This is a genomic window from Nitrospirillum amazonense (assembly GCF_029594735.1).
In the GTDB taxonomy this organism is placed as follows: Bacteria; Pseudomonadota; Alphaproteobacteria; order Azospirillales; family Azospirillaceae; genus Nitrospirillum; species Nitrospirillum amazonense.
Genome location: NZ_JARPAF010000001.1, coordinates 489,580 through 513,755 on the forward strand (window position 1 = coordinate 489,580; position 24,176 = coordinate 513,755).

General features: G+C 68.3%; 21 protein-coding genes. 10 read left to right on the forward strand and 11 right to left on the reverse strand.

Annotated elements, in window-relative coordinates:
* The first annotated feature begins 3 nt into the window (after positions 1-3).
* From sufD to P5F91_RS02015, 4 genes are read left to right on the forward strand one after another with little or no spacing between them, the layout of a single operon-like run.
* Positions 4-1,305: a Fe-S cluster assembly protein SufD gene (sufD, locus tag P5F91_RS02000; protein ID WP_277906327.1), complete on the forward strand. Its 1,302-nt coding sequence runs from the start codon at positions 4-6 to the stop codon at positions 1,303-1,305.
* Positions 1,302-2,570: an aminotransferase class V-fold PLP-dependent enzyme gene (locus P5F91_RS02005; protein WP_277906328.1), complete on the forward strand. Its 1,269-nt coding sequence runs from the start codon at positions 1,302-1,304 to the stop codon at positions 2,568-2,570. The genes sufD and P5F91_RS02005 overlap by 4 nt, the downstream gene beginning before the upstream one ends.
* A 14-nt stretch (positions 2,571-2,584) precedes the next feature.
* Positions 2,585-3,046, forward strand: coding sequence for a Fe-S cluster assembly sulfur transfer protein SufU (sufU, locus tag P5F91_RS02010; protein WP_277906329.1), 462 nt, complete (start codon positions 2,585-2,587; stop codon positions 3,044-3,046).
* A gap of 11 nt (positions 3,047-3,057) precedes the next feature.
* On the forward strand, positions 3,058-3,417 hold the full coding sequence (locus tag P5F91_RS02015; RefSeq protein ID WP_145612681.1) for an iron-sulfur cluster assembly protein: 360 nt from the start codon (positions 3,058-3,060) through the stop codon (positions 3,415-3,417).
* A gap of 491 nt (positions 3,418-3,908) precedes the next feature.
* On the opposite strand, the gene tehA is transcribed toward P5F91_RS02015, so the two are convergent.
* From tehA to P5F91_RS02030, 3 genes are all read right to left on the reverse strand, one after another.
* On the reverse strand, positions 3,909-4,886 hold the full coding sequence (gene tehA / locus P5F91_RS02020; protein ID WP_277906330.1) for a dicarboxylate transporter/tellurite-resistance protein TehA: 978 nt from the start codon (positions 4,884-4,886) through the stop codon (positions 3,909-3,911).
* A gap of 126 nt (positions 4,887-5,012) precedes the next feature.
* Positions 5,013-5,852, reverse strand: coding sequence for a serine O-acetyltransferase (gene cysE / locus P5F91_RS02025; protein ID WP_246134528.1), 840 nt, complete (start codon positions 5,850-5,852; stop codon positions 5,013-5,015).
* Between the two features lie 236 nt (positions 5,853-6,088).
* Positions 6,089-8,464 (reverse strand): glycoside hydrolase family 31 protein, encoded by a 2,376-nt coding sequence (locus tag P5F91_RS02030; protein WP_277906331.1) that lies wholly within the window; start codon positions 8,462-8,464, stop codon positions 6,089-6,091.
* Between the two features lie 353 nt (positions 8,465-8,817).
* Here P5F91_RS02030 and P5F91_RS02035 point away from each other — a divergent pair, with 353 nt between their 5' ends.
* Together P5F91_RS02035 and P5F91_RS02040 are read left to right on the forward strand one after the other, a co-directional pair.
* Positions 8,818-9,267, forward strand: coding sequence for a DUF3775 domain-containing protein (locus tag P5F91_RS02035; RefSeq protein ID WP_277906332.1), 450 nt, complete (start codon positions 8,818-8,820; stop codon positions 9,265-9,267).
* Between the two features lie 128 nt (positions 9,268-9,395).
* Positions 9,396-9,902 carry a YciE/YciF ferroxidase family protein gene (locus tag P5F91_RS02040; RefSeq protein ID WP_145612677.1) on the forward strand — a complete coding sequence of 169 codons (507 nt, stop codon included), beginning with the start codon at positions 9,396-9,398 and terminating at the stop codon, positions 9,900-9,902.
* 11 nt (positions 9,903-9,913) lie between these two features.
* Here the strand turns inward: P5F91_RS02040 and P5F91_RS02045 are convergent, their stop codons facing one another.
* The 5 genes from P5F91_RS02045 to P5F91_RS02065 all read right to left on the reverse strand — a co-directional run bounded on the left by P5F91_RS02045 (position 9,914) and on the right by P5F91_RS02065 (position 18,633).
* On the reverse strand, positions 9,914-11,449 hold the full coding sequence (locus P5F91_RS02045) for an alpha,alpha-trehalose-phosphate synthase (UDP-forming) (RefSeq protein ID WP_277906333.1): 1,536 nt from the start codon (positions 11,447-11,449) through the stop codon (positions 9,914-9,916).
* 102 nt (positions 11,450-11,551) lie between these two features.
* Complete coding sequence (locus tag P5F91_RS02050; protein ID WP_277906334.1) at positions 11,552-14,137, reverse strand: membrane-bound PQQ-dependent dehydrogenase, glucose/quinate/shikimate family; 2,586 nt, start codon at positions 14,135-14,137, stop codon at positions 11,552-11,554.
* Between the two features lie 55 nt (positions 14,138-14,192).
* Positions 14,193-15,725: an efflux transporter outer membrane subunit gene (locus P5F91_RS02055; RefSeq protein WP_277906335.1), complete on the reverse strand. Its 1,533-nt coding sequence runs from the start codon at positions 15,723-15,725 to the stop codon at positions 14,193-14,195.
* A 2-nt stretch (positions 15,726-15,727) separates the two neighbouring features.
* Positions 15,728-17,311 carry an MDR family MFS transporter gene (locus P5F91_RS02060; protein WP_145612673.1) on the reverse strand — a complete coding sequence of 528 codons (1,584 nt, stop codon included), beginning with the start codon at positions 17,309-17,311 and terminating at the stop codon, positions 15,728-15,730.
* Positions 17,308-18,633: an HlyD family secretion protein gene (locus P5F91_RS02065; protein ID WP_145612672.1), complete on the reverse strand. Its 1,326-nt coding sequence runs from the start codon at positions 18,631-18,633 to the stop codon at positions 17,308-17,310. Before P5F91_RS02065 ends, P5F91_RS02060 begins: the two co-directional genes overlap by 4 nt.
* Before the next feature lie 170 nt (positions 18,634-18,803).
* Between P5F91_RS02065 and P5F91_RS02070 the strand changes: the two genes are divergently transcribed.
* Positions 18,804-19,346 carry a TetR/AcrR family transcriptional regulator gene (locus tag P5F91_RS02070; RefSeq protein WP_277906336.1) on the forward strand — a complete coding sequence of 181 codons (543 nt, stop codon included), beginning with the start codon at positions 18,804-18,806 and terminating at the stop codon, positions 19,344-19,346.
* 2 nt (positions 19,347-19,348) lie between these two features.
* Here P5F91_RS02070 and P5F91_RS02075 read toward each other — a convergent pair whose 3' ends face one another.
* On the reverse strand, positions 19,349-20,209 hold the full coding sequence (locus P5F91_RS02075) for an alpha/beta fold hydrolase (RefSeq protein WP_145612670.1): 861 nt from the start codon (positions 20,207-20,209) through the stop codon (positions 19,349-19,351).
* A 59-nt stretch (positions 20,210-20,268) separates the two neighbouring features.
* A complete protein-coding gene (locus tag P5F91_RS02080; protein WP_277906337.1) occupies positions 20,269-21,036 on the reverse strand; it encodes a FadR/GntR family transcriptional regulator in 768 nt (255 codons plus the stop codon).
* A 361-nt stretch (positions 21,037-21,397) separates the two neighbouring features.
* Here P5F91_RS02080 and P5F91_RS02085 point away from each other — a divergent pair, with 361 nt between their 5' ends.
* The 3 genes from P5F91_RS02085 (at position 21,398) to P5F91_RS02095 (ending at position 22,920) form a co-directional block, all read left to right on the forward strand.
* Positions 21,398-22,183, forward strand: a complete 786-nt coding sequence (locus tag P5F91_RS02085) for an enoyl-CoA hydratase (protein WP_145612668.1) — start codon at positions 21,398-21,400, stop codon at positions 22,181-22,183.
* Between the two features lie 66 nt (positions 22,184-22,249).
* The gene (locus tag P5F91_RS02090; RefSeq protein ID WP_145612667.1) at positions 22,250-22,639 is read left to right on the forward strand and encodes a hypothetical protein; all 390 of its coding nucleotides are present in this window, start codon (positions 22,250-22,252) and stop codon (positions 22,637-22,639) included.
* 53 nt (positions 22,640-22,692) lie between these two features.
* Positions 22,693-22,920, forward strand: a complete 228-nt coding sequence (locus P5F91_RS02095) for a hypothetical protein (RefSeq protein ID WP_088874750.1) — start codon at positions 22,693-22,695, stop codon at positions 22,918-22,920.
* A 34-nt stretch (positions 22,921-22,954) separates the two neighbouring features.
* On the opposite strand, the gene mhpT is transcribed toward P5F91_RS02095, so the two are convergent.
* Entirely contained in the window at positions 22,955-24,166 is a 1,212-nt protein-coding gene (mhpT, locus tag P5F91_RS02100; protein ID WP_277906338.1) for a 3-(3-hydroxy-phenyl)propionate transporter MhpT, read from the reverse strand.
* Positions 24,167-24,176: the final 10 nt, after the last annotated feature.

Consider the following 24,176-nt stretch of genomic DNA (forward strand, 5'->3'; position numbering starts at 1 on the left):
GCCATGCTGATGACAGACGACAGCGCACCGTTCCGCGACGCCTTCGACCAGCTGCTGGCCACGGTGGCGGAACCCGCCTGGCTCACCACCCGCCGGCGGGTGGCGATGGACCGCTTCGCCCTGCTGGGCTTTCCCACCCGGCGGCAGGAAGCCTGGCGGTTCACCGACCTGGAACCGCTGATCGCGGCGCCCCCCCTGCCGGCGCCTCCCCTGCCGTCAGCAGGCGGTGGCGATGGGCCGGCACCGGCGTCGCTGGCGCCCTGGCTGCTGCCTGTTCCCACCCATCGGCTGGTCCTGGTGGACGGCCGGTTCGCGCCCGCGCTGTCGGCCGGTGGAACTCTGCCGGCTGGCGTATGGCTTGCCTCGGTGGCGGAGACGTTGCGGTGCCGACCGGACATGCTGGAACGCGCCTTCGGGGAAGGTGAGGAGGCATTTGCCGCCCTGAACGCCGCCCTGTTCACCGACGGGGCGGTCCTGGCGCTGGAACCGGGCGTGGTGCTGGAAACGCCGGTGGAGATCATCCATCACACCAGGTCCGCCGCCCATGCCCGTCTGCACATTGCCCTCGGGGCGGGTGCCCAGGCCATGGTGGTGGAAACGGCGATAAGCACGGGGGCCGGCTGGGGCAATACCGTCGGCGTCATCACCCTGGGCGCGGGTGCCGCGCTGACCCACGTACACATCCAGGCGGAGGATCCGGCCGCCTGCCATACGACCGCGGTGCGGGCCGTGCTGGCGGACCAGGCCCGGTATGAGACCTGCACCCTGATCACCGGCGGGCGCCTGTCCCGGCGGGACGTGGCGGTCACCCTGGCCGGCGACGGGGCGCAATTCCGCCTGCACGGCGCCTATCTGCTGGACGGCGGGCAGGAGGCCACCCTGTCGGTCCGGGCCGATCATCTGGGCCTGGGCTGCCGCACGGAGGAAGTGGTGAAGGGCGTGCTGGCGGGGGCCTCTCACGGCGTGTTCCTGGGCACCGTGGCCGTGGCGCCGGGCGCCGACGGCACCGACGCGCGCCAGCTGAACCGCAACCTGCTGCTCAGCCCCCAGGCGCGGGTGGACACCAAGCCGGAACTGGAAATCCTGGCCGACGACGTGAAGTGCAGCCACGGCGCCACGGTGGGTAGTCTGGACGAGGCGTCGCTGTTCTATCTCCAGGCGCGCGGGATCGATCCGGACGCCGCCCGCCGCATGCTGGTGGAGGCCTTCGCCGTCGACGCCATCGATGCCGCCGGCCTGCCGGATGCGCTGGCCGCCCTGGCCCGCCGGCACCTGCGGCGCTGGCTGGATGGGGGTGCGTCATGACCCTGCTGCTGGAAGACCGGGCCGCGATCCGGCCCGATGGCGCCGCGTTCGATCCGGTGGCTGTCCGCCGCCAGTTTCCCATCTTCGGGCGCAATCCCGGCCTGACCTTCCTGGACACGGCCGCCAGCGCGCAGAAGCCGCGCGCCGTGATCGACGGCATGGCCGAGTTCTACCGCACCGACTATGCCAACGTGCATCGCGGCGTCTACGGCCTGAGCGCCCGTTCCACCGCCCGGTTCGAGGCGGCGCGGGAAACGGTGGCGCGTTTCCTGAACGCCACCGACTCGTCGGAGATCGTCTTCGTGCGCGGTGCCACGGAGGGCATCAACCTGGTGGCGCAAAGCTGGGGGCCGGCCTTCCTGCGCCCCGGTGACCAGGTGGTGGTGTCGGAGTTGGAGCACCATTCCAATATCGTGCCGTGGCAGATGCTGCGCCAGCGCTTGGGGATAGAGCTGGTGGTGGCGCCTATCGGTGCCGATGGCGCCTTGGATCTGGTGGCGTTCCAGGGCCTGTTGAGCCCGCGCACCCGGCTGGTAGCCATGACCCACTTGGCCAATGTCACCGGCCATGTCGTGGCGGTGGAGGCTGTGGTGCGCCTGGCCCACGCCCAGGGCGCCGTGGTCCTGCTGGACGGATGCCAGGCGGTACCGCGCCTGCCGGTGGACGTGCGGGCGCTGGATTGCGACTTCTACGTCTTCTCTGGCCACAAGTGCTATGGCCCTACCGGCATCGGCGTGCTGTACGCCAAGCGCGCGCTGCTGGATGCCATGCCCCCCTGGCAGGGTGGCGGCGATATGATCCGCACCGTCAGCTTCGCTGAGACCACCTACCAGGACGCCCCCCAGCGGTTCGAGGCCGGGACGCCCGACATCGCCGGCGCCGTCGGCCTGGCCCTGGCGCTGGACTTCATGGACGGGCTGGGTCGCGCTGCCATCCGCGACCATGAAGCTGCCCTGACCCGTTATGCCGAGGCGCTGCTGACGGAAATCCCGGGGGTCAGCCTGGTGGCGGCGGGCGGCAGCCGGCTGGGTGCCCTGTCCTTCCTGGTGGACGGCATCCACCCGCACGATCTGGCCACCATTTTCGACCAGCACGACGTTGCGGTGCGGGCTGGCCACCACTGCGCCCAACCGCTGATGGACCGGCTGGACCTGCCGGCGACGGCCCGCGCCTCGTTTGGGGTCTACAGCACGGAGGCTGACGTGGAGCGCCTGGCCGAGGCCATCCGCGCGGCGCAAAAGCTGTTTGGTGTCGCGGCGCGATAGGAAGGGGCATCCCCATGGATTTGCGCGATCTCTACCAGGACATCATCCTGGACCACGGCCGTTCCCCCCGCAATTTCCGGGCCTTGGCCACGCCCAGCCACTTCGCCCATGGCCATAACCCGCTGTGCGGCGACAAGGTCACCATCTTCCTGCGCCTGGATGGCGACCGCATCGTGGATGTCAGTTTCGAGGGCAAGGGCTGCGCCATCTCCACCGCCTCCGCCTCCCTGATGACGGAGGTCGTACTGAACAAGACTCTGGCGGAGGCCGAGGCCCTGTTTGGCCATTTCCACGGCGCCGTGACAGGCGGGGGCGGTGATTTGCCTGTTGCACTGGCGGAGGAGGGGGAGCGGCTGCAGCCCCTGACGGGGGTCAAGGCCTACCCCACGCGGGTGAAGTGCGCGACCTTGGCCTGGCACACGCTGGAGGCGGCGGTGAAAGGCGGCGGCCTGCCCGTGCCGGTGAAGACGGAATAGGGGCGGCATCCATGCGCATCATCCGGGAAGAACCACTGCTGGCGGACGGGACGGCGGACGACGGCGACCCCGCCTTGATGGCGGCGGTGTTCGAGGCGCTGCGCACCGTCCGCGATCCAGAGATACCGGTCAACCTGGTCGATCTTGGCCTGATCTATCGGGTGCTGGTCCGCCGCGACGGCCTGGTCCATATCAACATGACCCTGACCACACCCGCCTGTCCCGTGGCCACCACGCTGCCGGGCCAGGTCCAGAACCTGGTCTCGCTGGTGCCGGGGGTCAGCGTGGTGCTGGTCGACATGGTCTGGGACCCGCCTTGGACCCGGGAACGCATGACTGAAAGCGCGCGCCTGGAACTGGGGCTGATTTAGGGGGTGTGACGATGGCTGCGGTTTCGGCCCTCGTGAACGCCGGGGGAAATCCGGCTGAGGTTTGCTGCGAGAAACCCAAGATCGATTTGAAAGGGCTGGGTCATATCTGGAAGGTCCCGCCATCATTCTCGCGATGCCAGTCCGCTAAAAAAGCGAAAGCCGGCCGCCGGAGGCGACGTAGTCCTTGAATGCCGCGAAGCGCGCCTCGCCGGAGACACCCAGGCGCGAGCCGCCCGGCCGCGTCATCATGAAGGCGGCGGCCGGCAACCTGAAGCGGCTGACCTTGGAACTTGGGGCAACGACCCGGCGACCGTCCTGCCGAGGGGAAGCCCGCCCTCCCCGTGAGCGCGGGCTTCGTCGTTTTAGGCCCCAAGTGGGACTTGGCCCAAAAGCGTCCGACCTTGGCCGGAACCTCGGCGTTGCGTTCCCGCTTACTCTGTACCCGCCGATAGCGCTTTCATCCAAGCCTCCGCCGGCTTGAGGCGCGCATGTCAGCGAGGCGTGGCCGGCACGGTGGGGGGTAGCAGGCGGCCCTGCAGGGCGCGGAACACCGTGCCCGCGGCCACCACGCCCACCACCAGGTTGGCCAGCAGGAACAGCCCCGGCGCCAACTGGGCCAGGACGCCGGTGTCGCCCCTGGCCGTCATGCGGACTGGCGTGGTCGCCAAGGCGGTAGCGCCGAAGGTAAAGGCCCAGAAGGCCGGGGTGAACGATTCCTTCAAAATCCAAGGCAACAGGCGCAGCAGCACCAAGGCTTGCAACAGGCCATAGCCGACCAGCATGCGGGGGAAAAGGGCCGGCAGGTCGGGTGCCACGCTGATCAGGGCGACCGCACCCACTACCGGTGGCGCCAGTTGCACACCCAGGGTGGGGCGCAGAGCAGGGGCCAGGGCCGGCGTGGTCAGCAGCCGGTGCAGCAGCACGGACTCGATGGCCAGCCAGCCGAAGAAGCCGGCGCCGAAGGCCATTTGGCCCGCCTCGCGATAGCCCAGGGCCGCCGCCACGATGGCGGCGACGAAGCTGCCCGCCACCGTGGGCAGGTACAACACGGCGGTGGTGGTGGTGGGGTCGCGCCCGCCCTGCCACAGCCCGCCCGTGCGCCACACGGCGAACAGCAGGGTGAAGGCGGCACCCAGGGTGTATAGCGCCAGGGCCAGGGGCCGCGAATGGGGCAGGGCGCCCCCCGCGACCAGCATGGTGGCGACGCCGGCCAGGCCGATGAAGCAGCATTGGACGGGATGATCCACCTCCGCCAGGGCGGCCGCGCGATGGTTGATCCATTTGGCGACGTACAGCAGCAGCACGATGGCCCACACCGCGGCGCCTGCTGCCATCAGCGTCTCGCCCACTGCAGACGGCAGGCCCCAGGCGTCATGGGCCGCCCGCCAGCTGGCACCCAGGCCGGTCAGGCCCAGCACGATGCCGAAGAAGGCGGCCGGGACGGGAGGCAGAAAGGGACGGTCGCTCATGGAGGCTCCTTGATGGCTCGAGCGGCATTTGCCAGGTCATTCAGCCTGACCAACTTGCCGCGCCCGTCAAGGTGGCGCTTAAGCCTCGCAACAAAGTTTGCGCTGACCCTAAATGGAGTAGTTGCCCTAAATGGAGTAGTTGAAGGAGTTGTAGGCTAGGTCGCTCAGCACCTGGTCCAACTGCTGGGCCGCCTGTCGCCCCGCCTCGTCCACCTTCACCACCTTGGCCGGGATGCCGGCGACGGTGGAATAAGGTTCCGTCGGCCGCAGCACGACCGAGCCGGCGGCGACGCGGGTGTAGGCACCGATCTCGATATTGCCCAGGATCTTGGCGCCGGCGCCGATGATCGTGCCCTTGCGCACCTTTGGATGGCGGTCGGTCGTATTCTTGCCGGTGCCGCCCAGGGTCACGTCCTGCAACAGCGACACGTCATCCTCAATCACCGCCGTCTCGCCCACCACCAGACCGGTCGCGTGGTCGAGGAAGACGCCTTGGCCAATGGCGGCAGCCGGGTGGATGTCGGTCTGGAACACCTCGGATGAGCGGCTCTGCAGGTACAGCGCGAAGTCACGCGCCCCGTTGATCCACAGCCAATGGGCCAGCCGGTGGGTCTGAATGGCGTGGAAGCCCTTGAAATAAAGGAAGGGCTCAATCAGCCGCTCGCAGGCCGGGTCCCGATCCAGCACGGCGGTGATGTCCGCGCGCAGGGCCGCCGCCAGCGTGGTGTCGTCGGCCGCCGCCTGGTTGAAGGTGTCGACGATCAGGGGCTGCGACACCACGTCGTTCTTCAGGCGCGCCGCGATGCGGTGGAACAGCGCCGTCTCGAACGAGGACTGGTTGATGATGGAATCCAGGAATAGGGGCGCCAACATGGGCGCGCCGGCCAGGGCTTCCTCCGCCTCGGTCCGGATGCGATCCCACAGACCGTCGCCGGTCAGCTGGGCTGCTGCTTTTTCACGGCGCACCAAAGCCAACCGTCCCCCAAGCACCGGCATCGCCATCCCTCCGCCCACGCGTCCACGCGACAGCGAAGGCTGCGCCCGGAAGCTATAAAGCCCCCATCGGGGCGTCAACAATTTGACAATGCTCAAGCGACCGAAGTGGTTCCTTGAGCCGGCCTCAATGAAAATAGGAACGGCCGCGACGATAGCCCCGGCCGTTCCTTGTGTGAAATGACGCGTGTCACATGGGCGGGTGGGGCTCAGTGGCCCATGACCTGCACCAGCTCCGCCGGCGCCTTGGCGAAAGGCTCGCGCGAGCCGTCGGCCGTCAGCTTGCCCGCGTGATCGTCCCAATGCAGGGTGGCGGTGGCGCCGCCCTTGCCCTTCTCATAGTCCAGGCTCAGGCCGTCGTCGTCATAGACGGTGAAGCTGGCGTCGCGGCCGGGATAGACCTTCAGGGCCACGATCTTCTGCTTTTCCGCCGTCGACTGCACGGCGGAGCCCAGGGGCAGGATGGACCCCGCCCGCACGAACAGGGGGATCTGGTCGATAGGGGACGCCACGGTCACCCACTGGCCGCCGGCCAGTTTCTCGTTGGTCCAGTAATTGTACCAGTCGGTCCCAGCCGGCAGGTAGACCTGCTTGCGCGTCTGACCGGGCTCCGTCACCGGCGCCACCAGGAAGGCTGGGCCGAACATGTATTCGGTGCCGATGTCCGCCACGGTGGGATCGTGGGGGAAGTCCATCCACAAGGCCCGCATGAAGGGCACGCCTGTGTCGTAGGTGGCCTTGGCCTGGGCGTAAAGGTAGGGCACCAGGGCGTAGCGCAGCGTGTCGTAGCGGGCCATGATGGCCTCCGCCTCCGGACCGAAGGCCCAGATCTCCGTGTGCTTGCGGTCGCCGTGCAGGCGCAGGGTGGGCAGGAAGGTGCCGTATTGGAACCAGCGGACCATCAGTTCCGGATAGTCGTGGTTCTGGCCAACCGTCTCCTCGGCGCCCGCCGGGCTGACCAGTGGCGTGCCGGTGTAGCTGGTCGTCTGTGGCAGGTACTGCCAGCCGCCGATGTCGTTGCCCCAATAGGCGATGCCCGAGGCTGTCATGTTCAGGCCGGTGGGGATCTGGCGGGCCAGTACCTCCCACTGCGGGCTGATGTCCGACGACCAGAACAGGGCGCCGGTGCGCTGGGACCCCAGATAGGCGGCGCGCGACAAGATCAGCGGCCGGCGGTTGGGCCGCCAGGCCCGCAGGCCTTGCGACGCATTTTCCACATGCAGCAGCGGGAAGACGTTGTGGTACCGGTCGCCGGAGCCGATGGAATAGAAGAAGCCGTCGGGCACCAGGTCCGGTTCCGTCTCATCCAGCCAGGGATAGTCGAAGCCGTGGCTCAGCACATTGTCGCGGGCGTGTTCCCAAAACCACTTGCGGGCGTCGGGATTGGTCACGTCGATCAGGCCGCCGGTGCGGTCGGAACGGAAGGGCAGGCCGTCCACGCTTCTGCCGTCCTCGTCCTTCAGCAGATAGCCCTTGGCATCCAGTTCGTTGAAATAGCGGCCCGAAGTCTCGAAACGCGGCCAGATGGAGATGATGGACTGCATGCCCATGGCGTGCAGGTCCTGGTTCATGGCGTCGGGGTTGGGGAATTCCGCCGGGTTGATGTCCAACTGGCCCATGCGGGTCCAGTAGAACCAGTCGATGACCATGATATCCAGCGGGTACTTCTTCTGCCGGTAGGTCTTGGCCACCCGCAGGATTTCATCCTGGCTGTCATACCGCGCCTTGGACTGGATCAGGCCGAAGGCGGCCTTGGGGGGAATGGGCGTCTTGCCGGTCAGGCGGGCGTAGGCGCCATAAATGTCGGCGGACGTATCGCCGGTGATGACGAAGAAGCTGACCCGCTCCCCCACGGTGGAGGTGAGGGAGGTGGCGCCGTTGATGCCGGCATTCAGCACCGTCTCCGCCGGGTTGTCCCAAACGATGGCATAGCCCTTGGAACTGACCAGCACCGGCACGCACACGGTTTCACCACCGGGCGCGTCATACCAGTGCTTGCAGTCCAGGGTGCGGCCGCGCAGGTCCAGCGGGCCGACCGACTGCTGGTTCTGCCCCATGCCGTAATAATGCTCGTCCGCCGGCGACTTGAAGCTGGCGCCGACCTGATAGGTCTTCTCGCCGGCCACGGTGTGCGGGGCCATGGACCAGCCGTCCATGTTCAGGACGACCTCACCGCGCGCGTTCTTCACCTGCAGGGTGACGGGCGGCAGCTGGGGCGCGAAGTACTTCTCCATGGTGGAGGGCACGCGCGGCGCCTTGGCCGCATCGACATGCAGGGTCAGGGCGCTGGAGGCGAAACTGTCGCCGCCCTGGTCGCTGGTCCGGTGGAATCCACTGTTGTCCACGGCGCCGGGCAGAAGACCGTAGCCAGGGCCCTTTAGCGCCTGGTCCTTTTCGGTGGCGATGGTGACGCGCACGACGTTGGCGCCGTAGCCTTCGACCGAGACGAAGGCACCGTAGCGGTCCAGCACCGCGATGGGGTCGGCCTTGGCCCCAGTGGTCAAAGTCGCCGTGAGGGCCAGGGCCGACACGAAACCCACCAGCGCCGCCCGCAGGAACGGCTTCCTTTTTCTCGAACTCAGCATCTCGCGACCATCCCCTCCGGGTGCCGGGCGTATCCATCCCGGTGGGAAGGGGCCGGCTTTATTGGACATTAATAATACAAAACCGTTCTCGCACGTCGCGGTCCAGGCGCCAAGACGGGAAAATGGGCCGGGAACCGAATGCCATGGCACGTTGAAATGGATTTCAGACCGCGAGTCCAATGGGGTTGCCGCCCAAGCGTGCGCCGCCGCCTCATGGAACCTGGAATTGGCATACAATGAAAAGTTTCAGCCCATCGCCGAAGGCACTGGCGCGACCGGGCGGGCTTCCTTCGTCTGGGAACTTTGCCCCGCGGCGGCCGGTTTTTTCGGGGTGCGAAACGGAGGGCTCTACGATGTCCAATACCCAGGAAATGACCGGTGACGGCATACCGACGGTGGAACTCAACATCAGTCTGGAAAAGGTCTGCTTCATCATTGTCAAGGCGCGGGAATTCGATGTGAAGGTCGATCCGGTGGAACCGGACCCGGCATCCAACCCCGCTGACGACGGCGGGCGCGGCGTGCTGGAGGACTATGACGACGATCCCACCCAGGCGGAACTGGTGGGGGCCATCACGTCCCTGAACGAGGATGAGGTGGTGGACCTGATCGCCCTCACCTGGATCGGGCGTGGCGACTACACCGCGGCCGAATGGGCCGAAGCCCGCGCCCTGGCGTTCGAGCGTCACCGGGAAAGGTCCGCCCGCTACCTCATCGGCATCCCCACCCTGGGTGACTTCCTGGAGGAGGGCTTGGCCGCCCTGGGCTATTCCTGTGAGGAATTCGAGGTGAACCGCCTGTGACGGCGGCGGAGGGGGCGTTCAGAAATCCCGGAACCGGGTCGAGGTTCAGGAATTGAGTACTGGCCGGCGACCCCTACCGAGGCCGGCGCCTCAAAAATATCCCGCGTCCAATCCCCAGGAGGAACACCATGGGTTTGTTCACCAAGGACATTGAGACCATGAACGACCTGTTCGTTCATCAGCTGAAGGACATCTATTACGCGGAGAAGCGCATTCTGAAGGCGCTGCCCGACATGATCGAAAAGGCCACCAACTCGGAACTGAAGCAGGGATTCCAGACCCACCTGCGGGAAACCGAGGGCCAGATCCAGCGCCTGGAGCAGGTGTTCCGCCAGCACGGCGTGGAACCGGAGGCGGTGAAGTGCCCGGCCATCGACGGGATCATCGATGAGGCCGACGATATCGCCGGGGACGTGGACGACAAGCAGGTCCTGGACGCCGCCCTGGTCGCCGCCGGCCAGGCGGTGGAGCATTATGAGATCTCGCGCTACGGCACGCTGGTGACCTGGGCCAAGCTGCTGGGCCGCGATGACTGCGCCGCCCTGCTGCACCAGAACCTGGAAGAGGAAAAGGCCACGGATGAGAAGCTGACCATGCTGGCCAAGTCGCATATCAACGCCATGGCGGCGGAATAAGCGACCCGGCGTCAGCCGGTCGTGGCCCGGGCGCCTCCTGTGGTGGGGCGCCCATCCCCGGCCACCCCGTTCCCGGCTGGTCGCGCCCGTTTGGAGGCCGTCCCCCTCGCGCTTGCCCGGGGGGCGGCCTTTTTCGTTGGGATTCCGCCGGTCCCGTCGCGCTCCGTTTTGGTCCGCGCCATCTTGCGGTTGGCCAACGCGTCAGCAAAGGCCTCGCCCCACGCCAGGGCCGACGTGTCCTTGATGACGTCCCACAGGTCGCGCCAGCGCTCCCGCCGCTCCGCCAGCGGCATGGTGAGCGCCCGGCGCAGGGCCTCCTCGATCTGGTCGGGGTCATAGGGATTGACCTGCAGGGCGGCGTCCAGCTGGGTGGCGGCGCCGGCGAAGCGGGACAGCACCAGCACGCCCGGGTCGTCCGGGTCCTGTGCCGCCACGAACTCCTTGGCTACCAGGTTCATGCCGTCACGCAAGGGGGTGACCAGCCCCACGCGTGCATGCCGCATATAGCTGGCGACGGTGTTACGGGTGCTGCTTTGCGTCACCAGCTTCAGCGGCGTCCAGTCGGGTTCGGCATAGGCGCCGTTGGTGGCGCCGGCGATCTTTTCCAGGTCCCGCAACAGGCTGCGGTAGGCCTGTACACCCTCGCGCGACCTGGCGGCGATCTGTAGGAAGCTGACACGGCGATGCCATTTCGGCTCCGCCGCCAGAAACTGCCGGAAGGCGGTCAGGCGTTCCACCAGTCCCTTGCTGGGATCCAGCCGGTCCACCCCGAGCACCAACGCGCGGTCGCGCATATTGTGAGCCAGATCCTGGGCCGGCCGCCGCTCCATGGCGGCCTCGGTCACGCGCGCGAATTCCCGCGCGTCGATCTCCACCGGGAAAACACCTAGGCGGACGGTGCGGTCGCCCAGTCTAAGCCCCAGTTTGCCCACCCGGCGGGCGCCGGCGTACCGCGCCGCCGTCTGGGCGAAATGCTCTGCGTCCGTTGCCGTCTGGAAACCGATGAGATCGGCGGCCAACACGTCGCGCACCAGTCCCAACAGGCCTTCGGAGATGGCCGCCACCACAGGCGGCGGGAAGGGAATGTGCAGGAAGAAGCCGATGAGGTTGCCGACCTTCAGGTCCCGCAGCGCCGCCGGCACGGCCAGCAACTGGTAGTCCTGCACCCAGATCAGGTCGTCCTTTTTCAGCAGACCCTTCAACGCTGTGGCGAAACGGACGTTCACGGCGCGATAGGTTTCCAGCTCGTTCCGGTGGAAGCTCACCACGCCGGGCAGGATATGCATCAGCGGCCACAGCACGCCGTTGGCGAAGCCGAGGTAGTATTTGCGATGCTCGTCCGGCGTCAGGTCGATCATGGCGCAACTGATGCCTTGCCGGTCGACCACCCGCGGCTCGGGATCGGGATGGTCCGTCAACGCGTCGCTCCACCCGAACCACAGGCCCTTGTGCCGGCGCAACAGGCCCACCAGCGCCACGACCAGGCCGCCGGCCTGCGGCGTGCCAGCGGCCGGAACCCGGTTGGAAACAATAACAAGGCGCTTCATGGGTGCCCCCTCGAATGATGTCTGCCCATGCAGGCAACATCCCCGGGCGCCGCCGGTTCCCGCCTTAAATGAAAAAATCTCTACGCTTCAATGGCTTCCGCATTAATGGCTTCCAGGGTGGCTCTCCATCCCCACCACGCTGGCGCCCGGCGTGGGCAGGGCGTAGGCCATGATGTAGTCGCCGTTGCGCGTGCGCAGGCCACCATGCCCGCCGGCGGCGATGACCACGTACTGTCGTCCATCCTTGCCCTGATAGGTCATAGGGTTGGCTTGGCCGCCCGCCGGCAGGCGCGCCTTCCACAGCTCCCGACCCGTATGCTCGTCGAAGGCGCGCAGGTACTGGTCGGCGGTGGCGCCGACGAAGATGACGCCGCTGGCCGTCACCAGATTGCCGCCGATGTTGAAGATGCCGGTCGGCAGGGGCAGGTTCGTCCGCGTGTTGAACAGGTTGGTGTCCCGCGTGGTGCCTAGGGGGTGCTGCCAGACGATCGTGCGGCTTTGCAGGTCAATGGCTACCAGCTTTCCCCAGGGCGGGGCGTGGCAGGGGGCGCCGAACGCACCCAGCCAGGGCTGGACCACGGCGGCATAGGGGGTGCCGTACTGCGGGCCGATGCTGAAGTCCTTGGGCTTGGGGTAGGGTTCGCTCCAGCCTTTCCACGGCTTGATCATGCCCTTCTTCATCGCCTCCTCGCGCGGCAGGATGTCGACAGTGAAGGGGATGTAGCTGGCATTGGCGATCAGCAGGTGGCGGCTGGGGTCGATGCTGGCGCCGTGCCAATCGACCACGCCGTCGAAGGCGGGATAGGCGATGGTCCCTCGGTCCAGCGTGGGCGGGGTGTAAAGCCCATCATAGCGCCGGCGCTGGAAATCCAGCCGGCACAGCAACTGGTCGATGGGCGTGGCGCCCCAGGCGTCCGTGGCCTTCAACGGCGGCGGGGTCAGCGAGGGCATGCCGGTGGAAAAGGGCTGGGTGGGGGACAGGTGCTCGCCCGGCAAGCCCCGGCCGGGCACCGCCTTTTCCTCCACCCGCGCCAGCGGATGGCCGTCGCGCCGGTCCAGCAGGTACAGCTCCCCCATCTTGGTGGTCTGCACCAGGGCCGGGACGACGCCGTCGGGCGTGGACACCTCCACCAGCGACGGGCCGATGGGCAGGTCGAAATCCCAGACGTCATGGTGCACGGTCTGGAAGTGCCAGCGTTCCTGGCCCGTGGCGATGTCCAGCGCCACCAGCGCGCTGGAATAGGCATCGTCGAAGGGGCGGCGGTCGGCGCCGTAATAGTCCGGCGTGGCATTGCCCAGCGGGATGTAGACCAGGCCCAGCGCCGGGTCGGCGGTGTAGGTGCCCCAGCCGTTGGGCGTGCCGCGGGTATACACCTCACCCGGCTTCAGCGGTGCCGTGGGGTCAGGCCGGCCCATGTCCCAAGCCCAGGCCAGCGCGCCGCTGACGGGATCATAGGCACGCACCACGCCCGAGGGTTCGCCCTTGGACTGGTTGTCGTAGATCCAGCCACCCAGGATGACGCGATTGTTCACCACCAGCGGCTGCGAGGTGATGAAGTGGAAGCCCGGCGGGACCGGTCCCATGGCGTCTGTCAGGCTGACGTAGCCGTTGCTGCCGAAATCGGGGCAGGGCTGCCCCGTGTCGGCATCCAGCGCCATCAGCCGGGCGTCCGCCGTGGTGGCGATGATGCGCCGGGGGCAGGCGGCGGCCATGGGGTTGGCCGAGGGCGCAAGGGGCGTGGGGGTGAGGGGCGTTGGTGTCGTCTCGGCCGGTTTCTCGTAATAGGCCACGCCCCGGCAGGCCAAGTATTCGTTGGCCGATGTGTCGTTGTGGGGATCGTATTTCCACTTCACGGTGCCGGCGGTGGCATCCAGGGCGATGACCTGGCGGTGCGGTGTGCAGAAGTAAAGGGTGTCGTTCACCTTGATAGGCGTCGCCTCGAAATTGAATTCCCGCCCGTTCTGGTTCTCGAAATCGCTGGGCAAGTCGCCCGTGCGGTAATACCAGGCCAAATCCAGCTGGTTCACATTGTCCGGCCGGATTTGGCTCAACGGGGAGAAGCGGTCGCCATCGGCGGTGCGGCCGTAATACTGCCAGCCGCCCTCGGGCACCGGCGGGTTGGGCGCCGGTTCCGTGACGGGCTTGCCGCCCACCAGCGGGCCGCCCTCCACCGTGCGGATGGCCGTGACGCGGTAGCCCAGCACCACAATCACCGCTACCACCAGGGCGTAGACGCCCACGCCCAGCCAGGGTCGATATGTCAAGGGCCGGGGCCGGACGCTGTGCGTCGCCAGGGAATCGTCCTCCGGCGGCCCCGCCGGGCGCGGCGCCCCGTGCAGGGGACGCACCACCCACGGCAGGCTGAGCCAGGCGCCCAGCAAGGCCGGCGTCAGCAGGCGGGGAACCAGCTGCCAGCCGTCCAGCCCCACCTCCCAGTAGGCCCAAAGCGCCGTTGCCAGGAACAGCAGGGCGTATAGCCATAAGGCTTCCCACCGGCCCAGCCCCAGCAGTACGCCCACCGCAACCAGCGTCAGGCCGGCCAGGAGGTAGTACCAGCTGCCGCCCGCCACGATCAGCCAGCCGCCGGGGATCGCCAGCGCCAGCCCGAGAAGGATGACGACGATGCCCGTCAGGCCGGGCCAGGACAGCCAGGAGGAGACGTGGCGCGATTTCAGGGACATAGGCATAGGTCCGACCTCCGTTCGTGACGGGGAAACGCCGCAGCTTGTGCCCGGTTCCGCCTCAGTAATCCGGTGGGTCGGGCAACTGCGCCGGGTCCACCGGCTGCCAGCCCAGGCCCAGGCTTTTCTGCAGGGCGATGTAGTCTTCACTGGTCTGTGCCTGGGCCTGGGCCAGGCTCTGCTCCACCTGCAAACGCTGGCGCTCGGCGTCCAGCACCTCCAGCGCGGTGGCGGTGCCACCACGATAGCGGGCGTCGGCCAGCCGCTGGGCCCGGGTGGCCACGTCCAGCGCGCCGGCCAGCTGGAAAGTGGCCTCGCGTTGGTGGCCATAGCGCGACAGCCCGCCTTCCGCATCCTGCAGGGCCTGCAGCACCGTGCTTTGATACTGCGCCAGGCTTTCCTGGTTGGCGGCGCTGGCCTGTCGGATCTGCGCGCGCACGCGACCCCAGTCCAGGACGTTCCAGCTCAGCATGGGGGCGCCGATCAAGCTGAGGCTGCTGCTGCGGAACAGGGTGTCCACCTTGTTGGACCCGAAGCCGATGCTGCCGAACAGGCTGACATTGGGAAACAGTTGCGCCACGGCGTGGCCGATCTCCGCATTGCTGGCGGCCAGCTGGCGTTCGGCGGCGCGGATGTCCGGCCGGCGCCGCAGCAGGGCGGCCGGGTCGGCCACCGGCACCACCGCCGGCGGCAGGGGCACGGGGCGAAGGGGCGTCAGCTCCGCATCCAGGGTGCCGGGCTCCTGGCCCGCCAACAGGGCCAGCTGGTCCATGGCCTGTTCCACCCGGCCTTCCAGCGGCGGAATCTGGGCGTCGGTCTGCCGGGCCTGGGTCTCCATCCGGGCCACGTCGGCGTCGGTGGCCGTGCCCAAGTGGCGCTTGTCCACCGTCAGGTCCAGCATGCGGTGCTCGGCCGCTGCCGAGGCGCGGGTCAGATCCAGCCGGTGCTGGGCATCACGCAAGCCCACGTAGGCCTGGCCCACCTCGGCCGCCAGCTGCACCTGGGCGTCCTCGACCTTGGCGGCGGCCGCGTCGGTCTGGGCCGCCGCCGCTTCGATCTCCCGCCGCGTGCCGCCGAAGAGATCCAGTTCCCAGCGCGCGTCGAAGCCCAGGTTGTACAGCTCCGTCGTCACATGGTTGGGGATGTCGACATGGGGCGGCGTGCCGCCGGGGAACAGGCTTGGGTTGGTGATGGCCTCCCGCGCCAAGGCGGCGTTGATCTGGTTGTCGGCCGTGGACAGGGCGCCGGTGGGGATGCGGGCCTTGGCCGCCAGGGCGGTGGCATTGCCCTGGGGGAACAGGGCGGCCCGCTGCTGCGCCACCAGGGCGCGGGCCTCCAGCACGCGGGCCTGCGCCGCCTTCAGCGTCGGGCTGGCGGCCAGGGCCAGATCCACCAGGCGGGTCAGCTCCGGGTCGCCCATGCCGTCCCACCAGCGCGCCGGCGGGGTGGCGACGTCCACCGGCGCGGTCGCGGCGCGGCGGAACTGGCCGGCGGCTTCGGACCGGGGCGCCACGTCGGGCGGGCCCTTGTAGTCGGGTCCCACCGTGCAGGCGGCCGATAACAAAAGCAGGGGCAGCAGAGACGGGCGCCGCATCGTCAATGCCCCCCGCCGGGCGCGCCGCCCTTGGGCAGCGGCCGCATCATGAGCACCAGGGGGATGGAGCCGAACAGGATCATGCCGAACAGCCAGAACAGATCGCTGAAGGTCAGGACGTTGGCCTGGTGGGCCACCTGCTGGCTGAACACCGCCAGGCCCCGCAGCCGGCCGCCCTCCGGGTCGCCGTTGGCGAAGGCCTGGGTCAGCTGGGCGACGTAGGCCTGCCCTTCGGGGGAGTTGTAGGTGACGCTTTCGCCGATGCGGTTGATGTGCAGCGTGTCGCGCTGGTCCAGCAGGGTGGAGATGACGGCCAGGCCGAACGATCCGCCCAGGTTGCGGGCGGCGTTGAACAGGCAGGACGCGTCCTCCGCATGCTCCTTGCCGGCCGACGCGGTCGCCGCCTGGTTCAGGAACAGCATGGAGAAGAACTGGCCGACACCGCGCAGCAGCTGCGGCACCACCAGTTCCGGCCCGGCGATGTCGGGTGTCAGGTGGCTGTTCAGCATGCAGCTGATACCGTAGAAGCCCAGGCCCATGGCGACCGCCAGGCGCACGTCGATGCGGCGCACGGCGATGGGGAAGAGGGGCATGAGCATCAGGGTGGGCACGCCGCTGATCATGGCGATGTAGCCAGACTGTTCCGGGTTGTAGCCCTGCACATTGGCCAGGTATTGCGGGATCAGGTACAGCAGGCCATAGAGCGCCCCGCCTACCACCAGGCTCATGGCGAAGACGGCGGCGAAGCTGTGGTTGCTGACCAGGATGCTGAGGCGGATGACCGGCCGGCGGGCCACGAACTGCCCCGCGATCAGCAGCACGAAGCCGAGGATGGAGACGCCGGCCAGCGTGTTGATCATGTCGGATTCGAACCACCGCTCCCGCTGGCCCTCCTCCAGCAGGGTGGTCAGGCAGCCCAGGCCCAGGGTCAGCCCCAGGATGCCCAGCCAGTCGGCGTCGGCCAGCTGACCCCAATCACCCTTTTCCGAAGGCAGCCCCAAGGTCAGCAGGCCCAGCAGCGTGAGCCCGATGGGCAGGTTCAGGAAAAAGGCGTAATGCCAGCTGACATTCTCCGCCAGATAGCCGCCGATGGCGGGCCCCAGCACGGGCCCCAGCACGGCGGTGGCGCCGAACATGGCAATGCCCACCGGCTGCTGGCTGGGCGGCAGGCGGGTGGAAACGATGGTCATGGCGGTCGGGATCATGGCGCCGCCGGTCATGCCCTGGCCGACGCGGCCGATGATCATCTGCACCAGGTTGCTGGAGATGCCGCAAGCCATGGACGACAGCACGAAGCCGCTGGTGACGATCAGCAGGAAGGTGCGCAGGCCCAACAGGCGAACGAACCAGCCGGCCAAGGCGATCATGACGATCTCCGCCACCAGGTAGGCGGTGGAGATCCAGGTGCCCTCGCTGCCGCTGGCGCCCACCTCGCCCTGGATCAGGGGCAGGGCGGCGTTGACGATGGAAACGTCCAGCGTGGCCATCAGGGCGCCGATGGTGCCGGCCGCCACGGCCAGCCAGGCCCCGCTGTCGGCCTTGGACGCATTCCCTTTCGGGTCCGCTGTCGCGGCGGCGGCGCTCATTTCCCAGCCCCGTTCTGCGGCTGGTTGGCCTTCTCCGCCTCCCGGTTGCGCTGGACGGCGTCGTCATGCTCGCGCTGGCGGCGCTCCTCCGTGCGCTTGGCCTCTTCCTTGATGCGGCGCTGCTCCTCCTTGGCGCCGATGGTGTCGACGGTGACGATGACCGACAGCCCCGGCACCAGCACCTTGCGCGCTTCCGGCCCCGCCTCGATGCGGATGCGCACCGGCACGCGCTGCACGATCTTGGTGAAGTTGCCGGTGGCGTTCTGCGGCGGCAGCAGGGCGAACTGGGCGCCGGTGCCGGGGGCGAAGCTGTCCACCGTGCCGTGGAACTCCCCGCCGCTGACGGCATCGACGGTGAAGGTGGCAGGCTGGCCGATGCGCATCAGGCCGATCTGCGTCTCCTTGTAGTTGGCGACCAGGTAGACGCCCTCCAGCGGCACGATGGACATCATGCGCGTGCCCGTTTGCACGTATTGGCCGACGCGCACGGTGCGGTCGCCTACCCGGCCCCTGATGCTGCTGCGCACCAGGGTGCTGCGCAAATCCACGTCCGCCTGGTCCACCTGGGCCTGGGCTTGTTCCACCTGGGCCTGGGCGCTCTGGATCTGGGCGTTCAGCACATCGATCTGGCGCCGCGCGCTTTCCACCTGCGCCTCGTCGGCGACGGCCTCGGCCTTGGCCTGGTCGCGGGTCTGGCGCATCTGGTCCAGCTGCTCCGCCGTCTGGGCGCCGCTGGCGGCGAGCGGTGTGTAGCGGTCGACCTGACGCTGGGCATAGAGGGCCGTGCTGCGGGCGCCGGCCAGCTGGGCCTGGGCGCGCACAATCTCCGCCTCCTGCCGGCGGATCTGGGCCTGGTACTCCACGATGGCGGCCTTGCCCTGAGCCACCTGGGCCACGGCCTGGTCGTGGCGGGCCCTGGTCTCCCGCTCATCAATCTTCACCAGGGGCTGGCCGGGCTCCACCAGTTGGTTGTCCTCGACCAGCACCTGCTCGACATAACCGCCCACCTTGGGCGCGACGGTCACCATGTCCGCCTGCAGATAGGCGTCGTTGGTCTCCTGCTCATACTGGCCGGTGGTCCAGTAGTAGACGCCCCAGGCGATCAGGGCCGCGACGACCACCACGGCCGCGATGATCAGGCCGATGCGCACCCGCGGGTTGGCGAGGGGGGAGGGCTTCTTTTCCTCCTTGCCGTCCTTGTCCCGGCCGTCCTTGTCCCGGCCGTCCGCGTCCCGCTTCTTGTCGTCCTGTCGCTTGTCGTCGCCCTGATGACGATCGCCCTGGGGCTGCTGGTCCTTGCGTGGCGTCTCGTCATCACTCATGGGGCAGGCCTGCTCAGGTAGGGGCGGCTGGTGAACGGCCGCTGTAAACGGACAGGCCTGTCCAGATGTTCCGTGACAATCGCCGTGGCAGGAAATTTTGGAAGCGGTGCAACCCGATACGCCATCGCGGCGTTCCGGTTGAAGAATCTCCCCAGGGAAGGAGCGGCCCGGTGCGTCGGGATGCGCAGGACCGTCGGGAACGGCTGATCACGGCGGCGGCGGCGCTGTTCCAGTGCCACGGCTATCATGTCGCGCTGGAGGCCATCGCGGCGGAGGCCGGGGTGGGCCGCGCCACCCTCTATCGCAACTTCGCCGATCGGCGCGCGCTGGCCCTGGCGGTGTTCGAGCGGCAACTGGCGGTCCTGGCCCAGGATTGGGCGGCCACCGGCGGCGACCCGGCCGCCTTCTATCCCTTTCTGTGCCGCATCGCCCGACAGGCCGTGCTGCACGGCCCGCTGATCGCCAGCCTGGAGGCGGAGGAGGATGGGCCCGCCCTCATCCAGGGGCTACACGGGCGGCTGGACGCCGTGCTGGCCCCGCCGCTGGCTTCGGCGCAGGCGGCGGGCCTGGTGCGGGCGGACCTGACGGTGGTGGAGCTGCACCGCGCGGCCAAGATGCTGGTGGGCGCCGCCGAGCGCCTGGCGGTGGAGGCGCAGGAGCAAGCCCTGGCCGAAGCCTTGGCCCTGCTGGTTGAGGGCTTGCGGCCGCGGTAGGGTCAGCCCGCCAGGAAGGGGCGGGTGACCGCCATGAACGCGTCGAAGCGGTCGTGATGCGGCCAATGACCGGCGTCCGCGATCATGGCCGTCCGCCCTTGCGGGAACAAGGCGGCGGCACCATTGGCCACCGGATCCTCCACCCAGCTTTTCCCGCCGTTGATCAGCAAGGTGGGGCAGGTGACCGCCGACCAAAGGTCCCGCAGCTCATCCAGGCTGATGCGGAAGGGATAGGCGGTGCGGATATAGTTGTCGAACTTCCAGCTGTAGGTGCCGTCCTCATTCTGGTGCAGGCCGTGGACCGTCAGGTGGCGCGCCTGATCGGTCGACAGGAAACTGTTCTCCGCCTGCATGCGGGCCACGGCTTCCTCCAGCGTCTGGTATTTGCGCGGGCCCCGGGCCGACAGTTCGTGCACCTTGTCCACCCAGTCGCGGAAACGGTCGGCCAGAGGCTTCTGCGTCCGCAGTTCCTGCCAGGGCCAGGTGCCCTCCACCACCGCCAGCCGCTCCACCAGCTCTGGGTACAGGCTGGCGAGGAACAGCGCCGCCGCCCCGCCGTAGGAATGGCCCATGACCACCACCTTGCGGCCGGCGCGCTGGCGCAGCAGCTGCACCAGGTCGGCCACCACCTCCGCCAGGGTATAGGCGCCGCCTTGCGACCAGGCGGAATCGCCATGGCCGCGAAGGTCGGGCGCCAGGATGTGGAAGTCGCGCGCCAAGTCCTGCGCCACCCAGTCCCAGCTGCGGCAATGGTCGCGGCCGCCGTGGACCAGCAGCAGGGTGGGCTTGTCCTCCCGTCCCCACTCGACATAGTGCAGGCGCAAGCGGTCGGAGAAATAGAAGCGAGAGACGGGCCCGTTCATCAACGTTATCCCTTTAACGTTACGGGGACGGAATGATGGGCCGTCCCCCTTTTGTTGGCTCAGTCGCGGGGGGCGATGGATTCCCGCTCTACCTCCGGCGACACCCAGTCCAGCATCAGGCGGTTCTGCCGGCGCGCCAGCAGCACGGCCATCTCCGGGTCGCGGGCCAGGATGGCGTCCACCATGCGCAGGCGTCCCGTGCGCCAATGGGCGCAACGGTCGGGATGGCCCTGGAAGACGCGCAGGTTCGCATCGCGCTGGCCGAACTCGAACAGCGTGCGGTGGAACAGTTCCAGCGCTGGGTTGCCCGCCATGCGCATAAGGATGGCGTACAGGGCCACCTCGTCCCGTACCACGTCGGCCGCCAGATAGGTCACGTCCTTGCGGTCCATCAGGTGCTGGCGGAATTCCGCCAGGTCCAGCCGCGCGCCCGTGGCGTCGGCCGCCATCGTGTCCGCCAGGGCGGCCAGGCGGGCGGCCTCCACATTCACCAGCTGGAAGGCGTCCAGCACGTCGCGCACCGTGGTCTGGCGCAGGCGCAGGTAAAGCGCCGCGGCCTGGGTGACGGCGCCGATGTCCGGCCGCCGGCCATAATAGCCGCCGCCGTTGCCCCGGCGCACGACCAGCAACTGTTCCTGCTCCAGGATACGCGCCGTCTGACGCAGGGTGGGCCGGCTCAGGCCATAGCGGGCCAGCAGTTCCTCTTCCGATCCCAGCGGCGCGCCATCGGGCAAGGCCAGGATCTCATCGCGCATCCGCCGCGCCGCCTGGGCCGGCGCCCCGCCACGAGGGGGAACCGCGGGCGTCTTTGCAGTCTGGGTCGTCACGGTGTCGGTTTCACGAGCGAGGCAGGGTCATAGGTACCGGTTTGGGGCCGCCAGGCCCGCGCATCGCGGCGGATCATTCCAGGATTGCCCGTAACAGGCAACCTTTCGGGCTTGGGCAGGGCGGCGCGACAGCTGTGCCAGGGGCGACTTCACAAACTTCGCAAGGCCCATTTCCAGCCTTCACCCCCTTTTCCTAGTCAGGCCGGGCGGATCGCTGAATAATCCTGGGAACTTCGGTATTCGCTGCCCTTTCCATGATATGGGGCAGTTTGCAGGCACTGTCCGGGCCTCGGTGCGGTCCCGGTCCCACCCCGGCGCCGACGACACGACGCCCGTGGCAATCATCCTGGAGAGGACCCCAATGTCCGAGTTCGCCTACGAGAACATCCTGGTCGAGGTGCGGGGCCCCGTGGGCCTGATCCGCCTGAACCGTCCCAAGGCGCTGAACGCCCTGTCGGACGGCCTGGTGACCGACCTGCAGGACGCGCTGGACCGGCTGGAGGCCGATGATTCCATTGGCGCCATCGTTGTGACGGGCAGCGAGAAGGCCTTCGCCGCCGGCGCCGACATCAAGGAGATGCAGTCCAAGACCTATATGGACGCCTACCTGGGTGACTTCATCACCAAGAAGTGGGGACGCCTGGCCACCTGCCGCAAGCCGACCATCGCGGCGGTCGCGGGCTATGCCCTGGGTGGCGGATGCGAACTGGCCATGATGGCCGACATCCTGCTGGCCGCCGACACGGCCAAGTTCGGCCAGCCCGAAATCACCATCGGCACCATTCCCGGTGCCGGCGGCACCCAGCGCCTGACCCGCGCCATCGGCAAGGCCAAGGCCATGGAGCTGGTGCTGACCGGCCGCATGATGGACGCGGTGGAGGCCGAGCGGGCAGGCCTGGTGGCGCGCATCGTGCCGGCGGCCGAATTGGTGGAAGAGGCGGTGAAGGTGGCGGAGAAGATCTGCGGCTATTCCCGCCCCGCCGTGATGATGGCGAAGGAGGCGGTGGACCGCGCGTTCGAGCTGACGCTGGCCGAAGGCCTGCGGTTCGAGCGCCGGCTGTTCCACTCGACCTTCGCGCTGGAGGATCAGAAGGAAGGCATGAGCGCGTTCGCCGAGAAGCGTCCGCCCCAGTTCAAGGGCCGGTAAGCGCTTCCATTCGGCATCAGACGACGGCGACGCGGAACAGGAGACGACCAACCCAGGGAGGACGGCATGGCGGCGGCGGAAGGGCCGGGGCAATGGGGCGACCGGTGGATTGGCACGCAACGGATAGCGGCGGCCCTGCTGGCCCTTGTCGACGCCCTGCATCCCTGGCGCATCTACCTCCTGGTCCCGTCGCCGATGCGTGCCGAGGGCGCCACCGGCCACTTCCTGATCGTCATTGACGACGAGGCGCCGCTGCCCTGCTGGGACGGCAACTTGGCGCTGGCCACCCTTGGCCGCCTGGATCTGCCCGCCGCCGTCACCGTCCTGTGCATGGGCGACTTCCGTAGCGCCCTGCAAGTCGACGGTTCCATCGCCCAGCGCATGGTGGAGGAGGGCGAACTCCTCTTCGCGGCCCGGTCGCCCTGGAAAGACGGGGAAGTTCGATTGAAAGCCTAGAGTTGATTTTTACCAAAGACTTGGATGCCGTTTCTAACACTCAAGGTGAGAGCATGCGTAGCGCCGCCAAACTTGGCCCCGCGCGATCCTGGGATGAAGAGAGCCTGGCCCAGCTGATCGCCATGAACGCCGCCGGGCAGGGCGACCGGGAAATCGCCCAAGCCCTGGGCCGCACCGTCGCCTCCGTCCAGCATAAGCGTCACCTGTTGCGCCTGGCGACGCCGGTGGATCATCGCCGCGGCCGGCGCATGCGGCTGGAGGGGACGGCCGTTCCCGCCTAGAGCAAGATGCGATCAGCCATGATCGCGTTCCGCTCTAGGCGGGCCGGCGGGCGACCAGGACGAAGGTCGCGATGCCACTCAACACCGCCATCGGGATGATGCCCATCAGCACGTCGGCGCGGCTGCCGCCGCTGGCGATCAACTGGCCGGCCAGCAGCGGCCCGGCGACGGAACCCAGGCGGCCGGCGGCCACAACGGCACCCACGCCTTGTCCACGCACCTCTGCCGGATAATAGCTGGGTGCCAGGCCATAAATCAGCGCCTGGGCGGCCAGTACCGCCGCGCCGGCGACGGCGGCCACGGCCATGAGGAAATTGGCCTCCACCCCGGCCAGGCCGGCCAGGGCCAGCGCCAGGGCCAGGAAGATGACGATCACGGCCAGCCGGCGGTCCACCCGGTCCATCAACTGGCCGGCAATGCCGGAGCCGCAGGCGCCGCCCATGTTGAAGACGATCTGCACGCCCAGAACCAGGGTGCGGGGCAGGCCGCGCGACAGCAGCAGTACGGGCAGCCAATTCAGCAGCAGGTACAGGACCAGCAGGGCGAAGAAGGAGCCCAGCCACAGGGCGCCTGTGTCCACGCGTCGCCCCGGGGCGAACAGGGCCTGAACGATGCCCTGGCGCGGGGTGTCGGCCGCCGGTGCCACGCAAAAGGCGGGCAGGGCCACGGCCAGGATGGGCAGCAGCGCCAGCGGGGCGACGCCGCCCATCCAGAACACGGTCTGCCAATCACCGTGTCCGCCGCGCAAGGCCATGACGGCGGCCAGCGCCCCGCCCAGGGGCATGCCGGCATAGATGATGGCCACGGCGCCGGCCTTGCCCCGCTCCGTGCTTTCCGAGGCGATGGCGATCAGGTTGGGAAAGGCGCCGCCCAGGCCCAGGCCGGTCAGGAAACGCGCGGCCAGCAGGCTGGGATAGTCCCAGGCAAGTGCCGTGAGGCAGGAGAACAGACCGAAGACGCCCAGCGACAGCATCAGCGCCACCTTGCGCCCCCTGAGGTCGGAGACGCGGCCCCCCACCAGGGCGCCCACGATCAGGCCGGCGATGGCGGCGCTGAACACCAAGCTCATCTGTGTGGGGTCCAGCTGGAAGGCGGGGCCCAGGCGGGGTGCGGCCACACCGGCCGACTGCAGATCGAACCCTTCAATGGCGGCCGCCAGGAAGCATAGCCCCATGGTCAGGCGCTGCGCACCCGCCGACATCCCCGCTGGCCCGGCCGCCCCGGCCATCGGCAATGTTTCGCCCATACAATCCTCC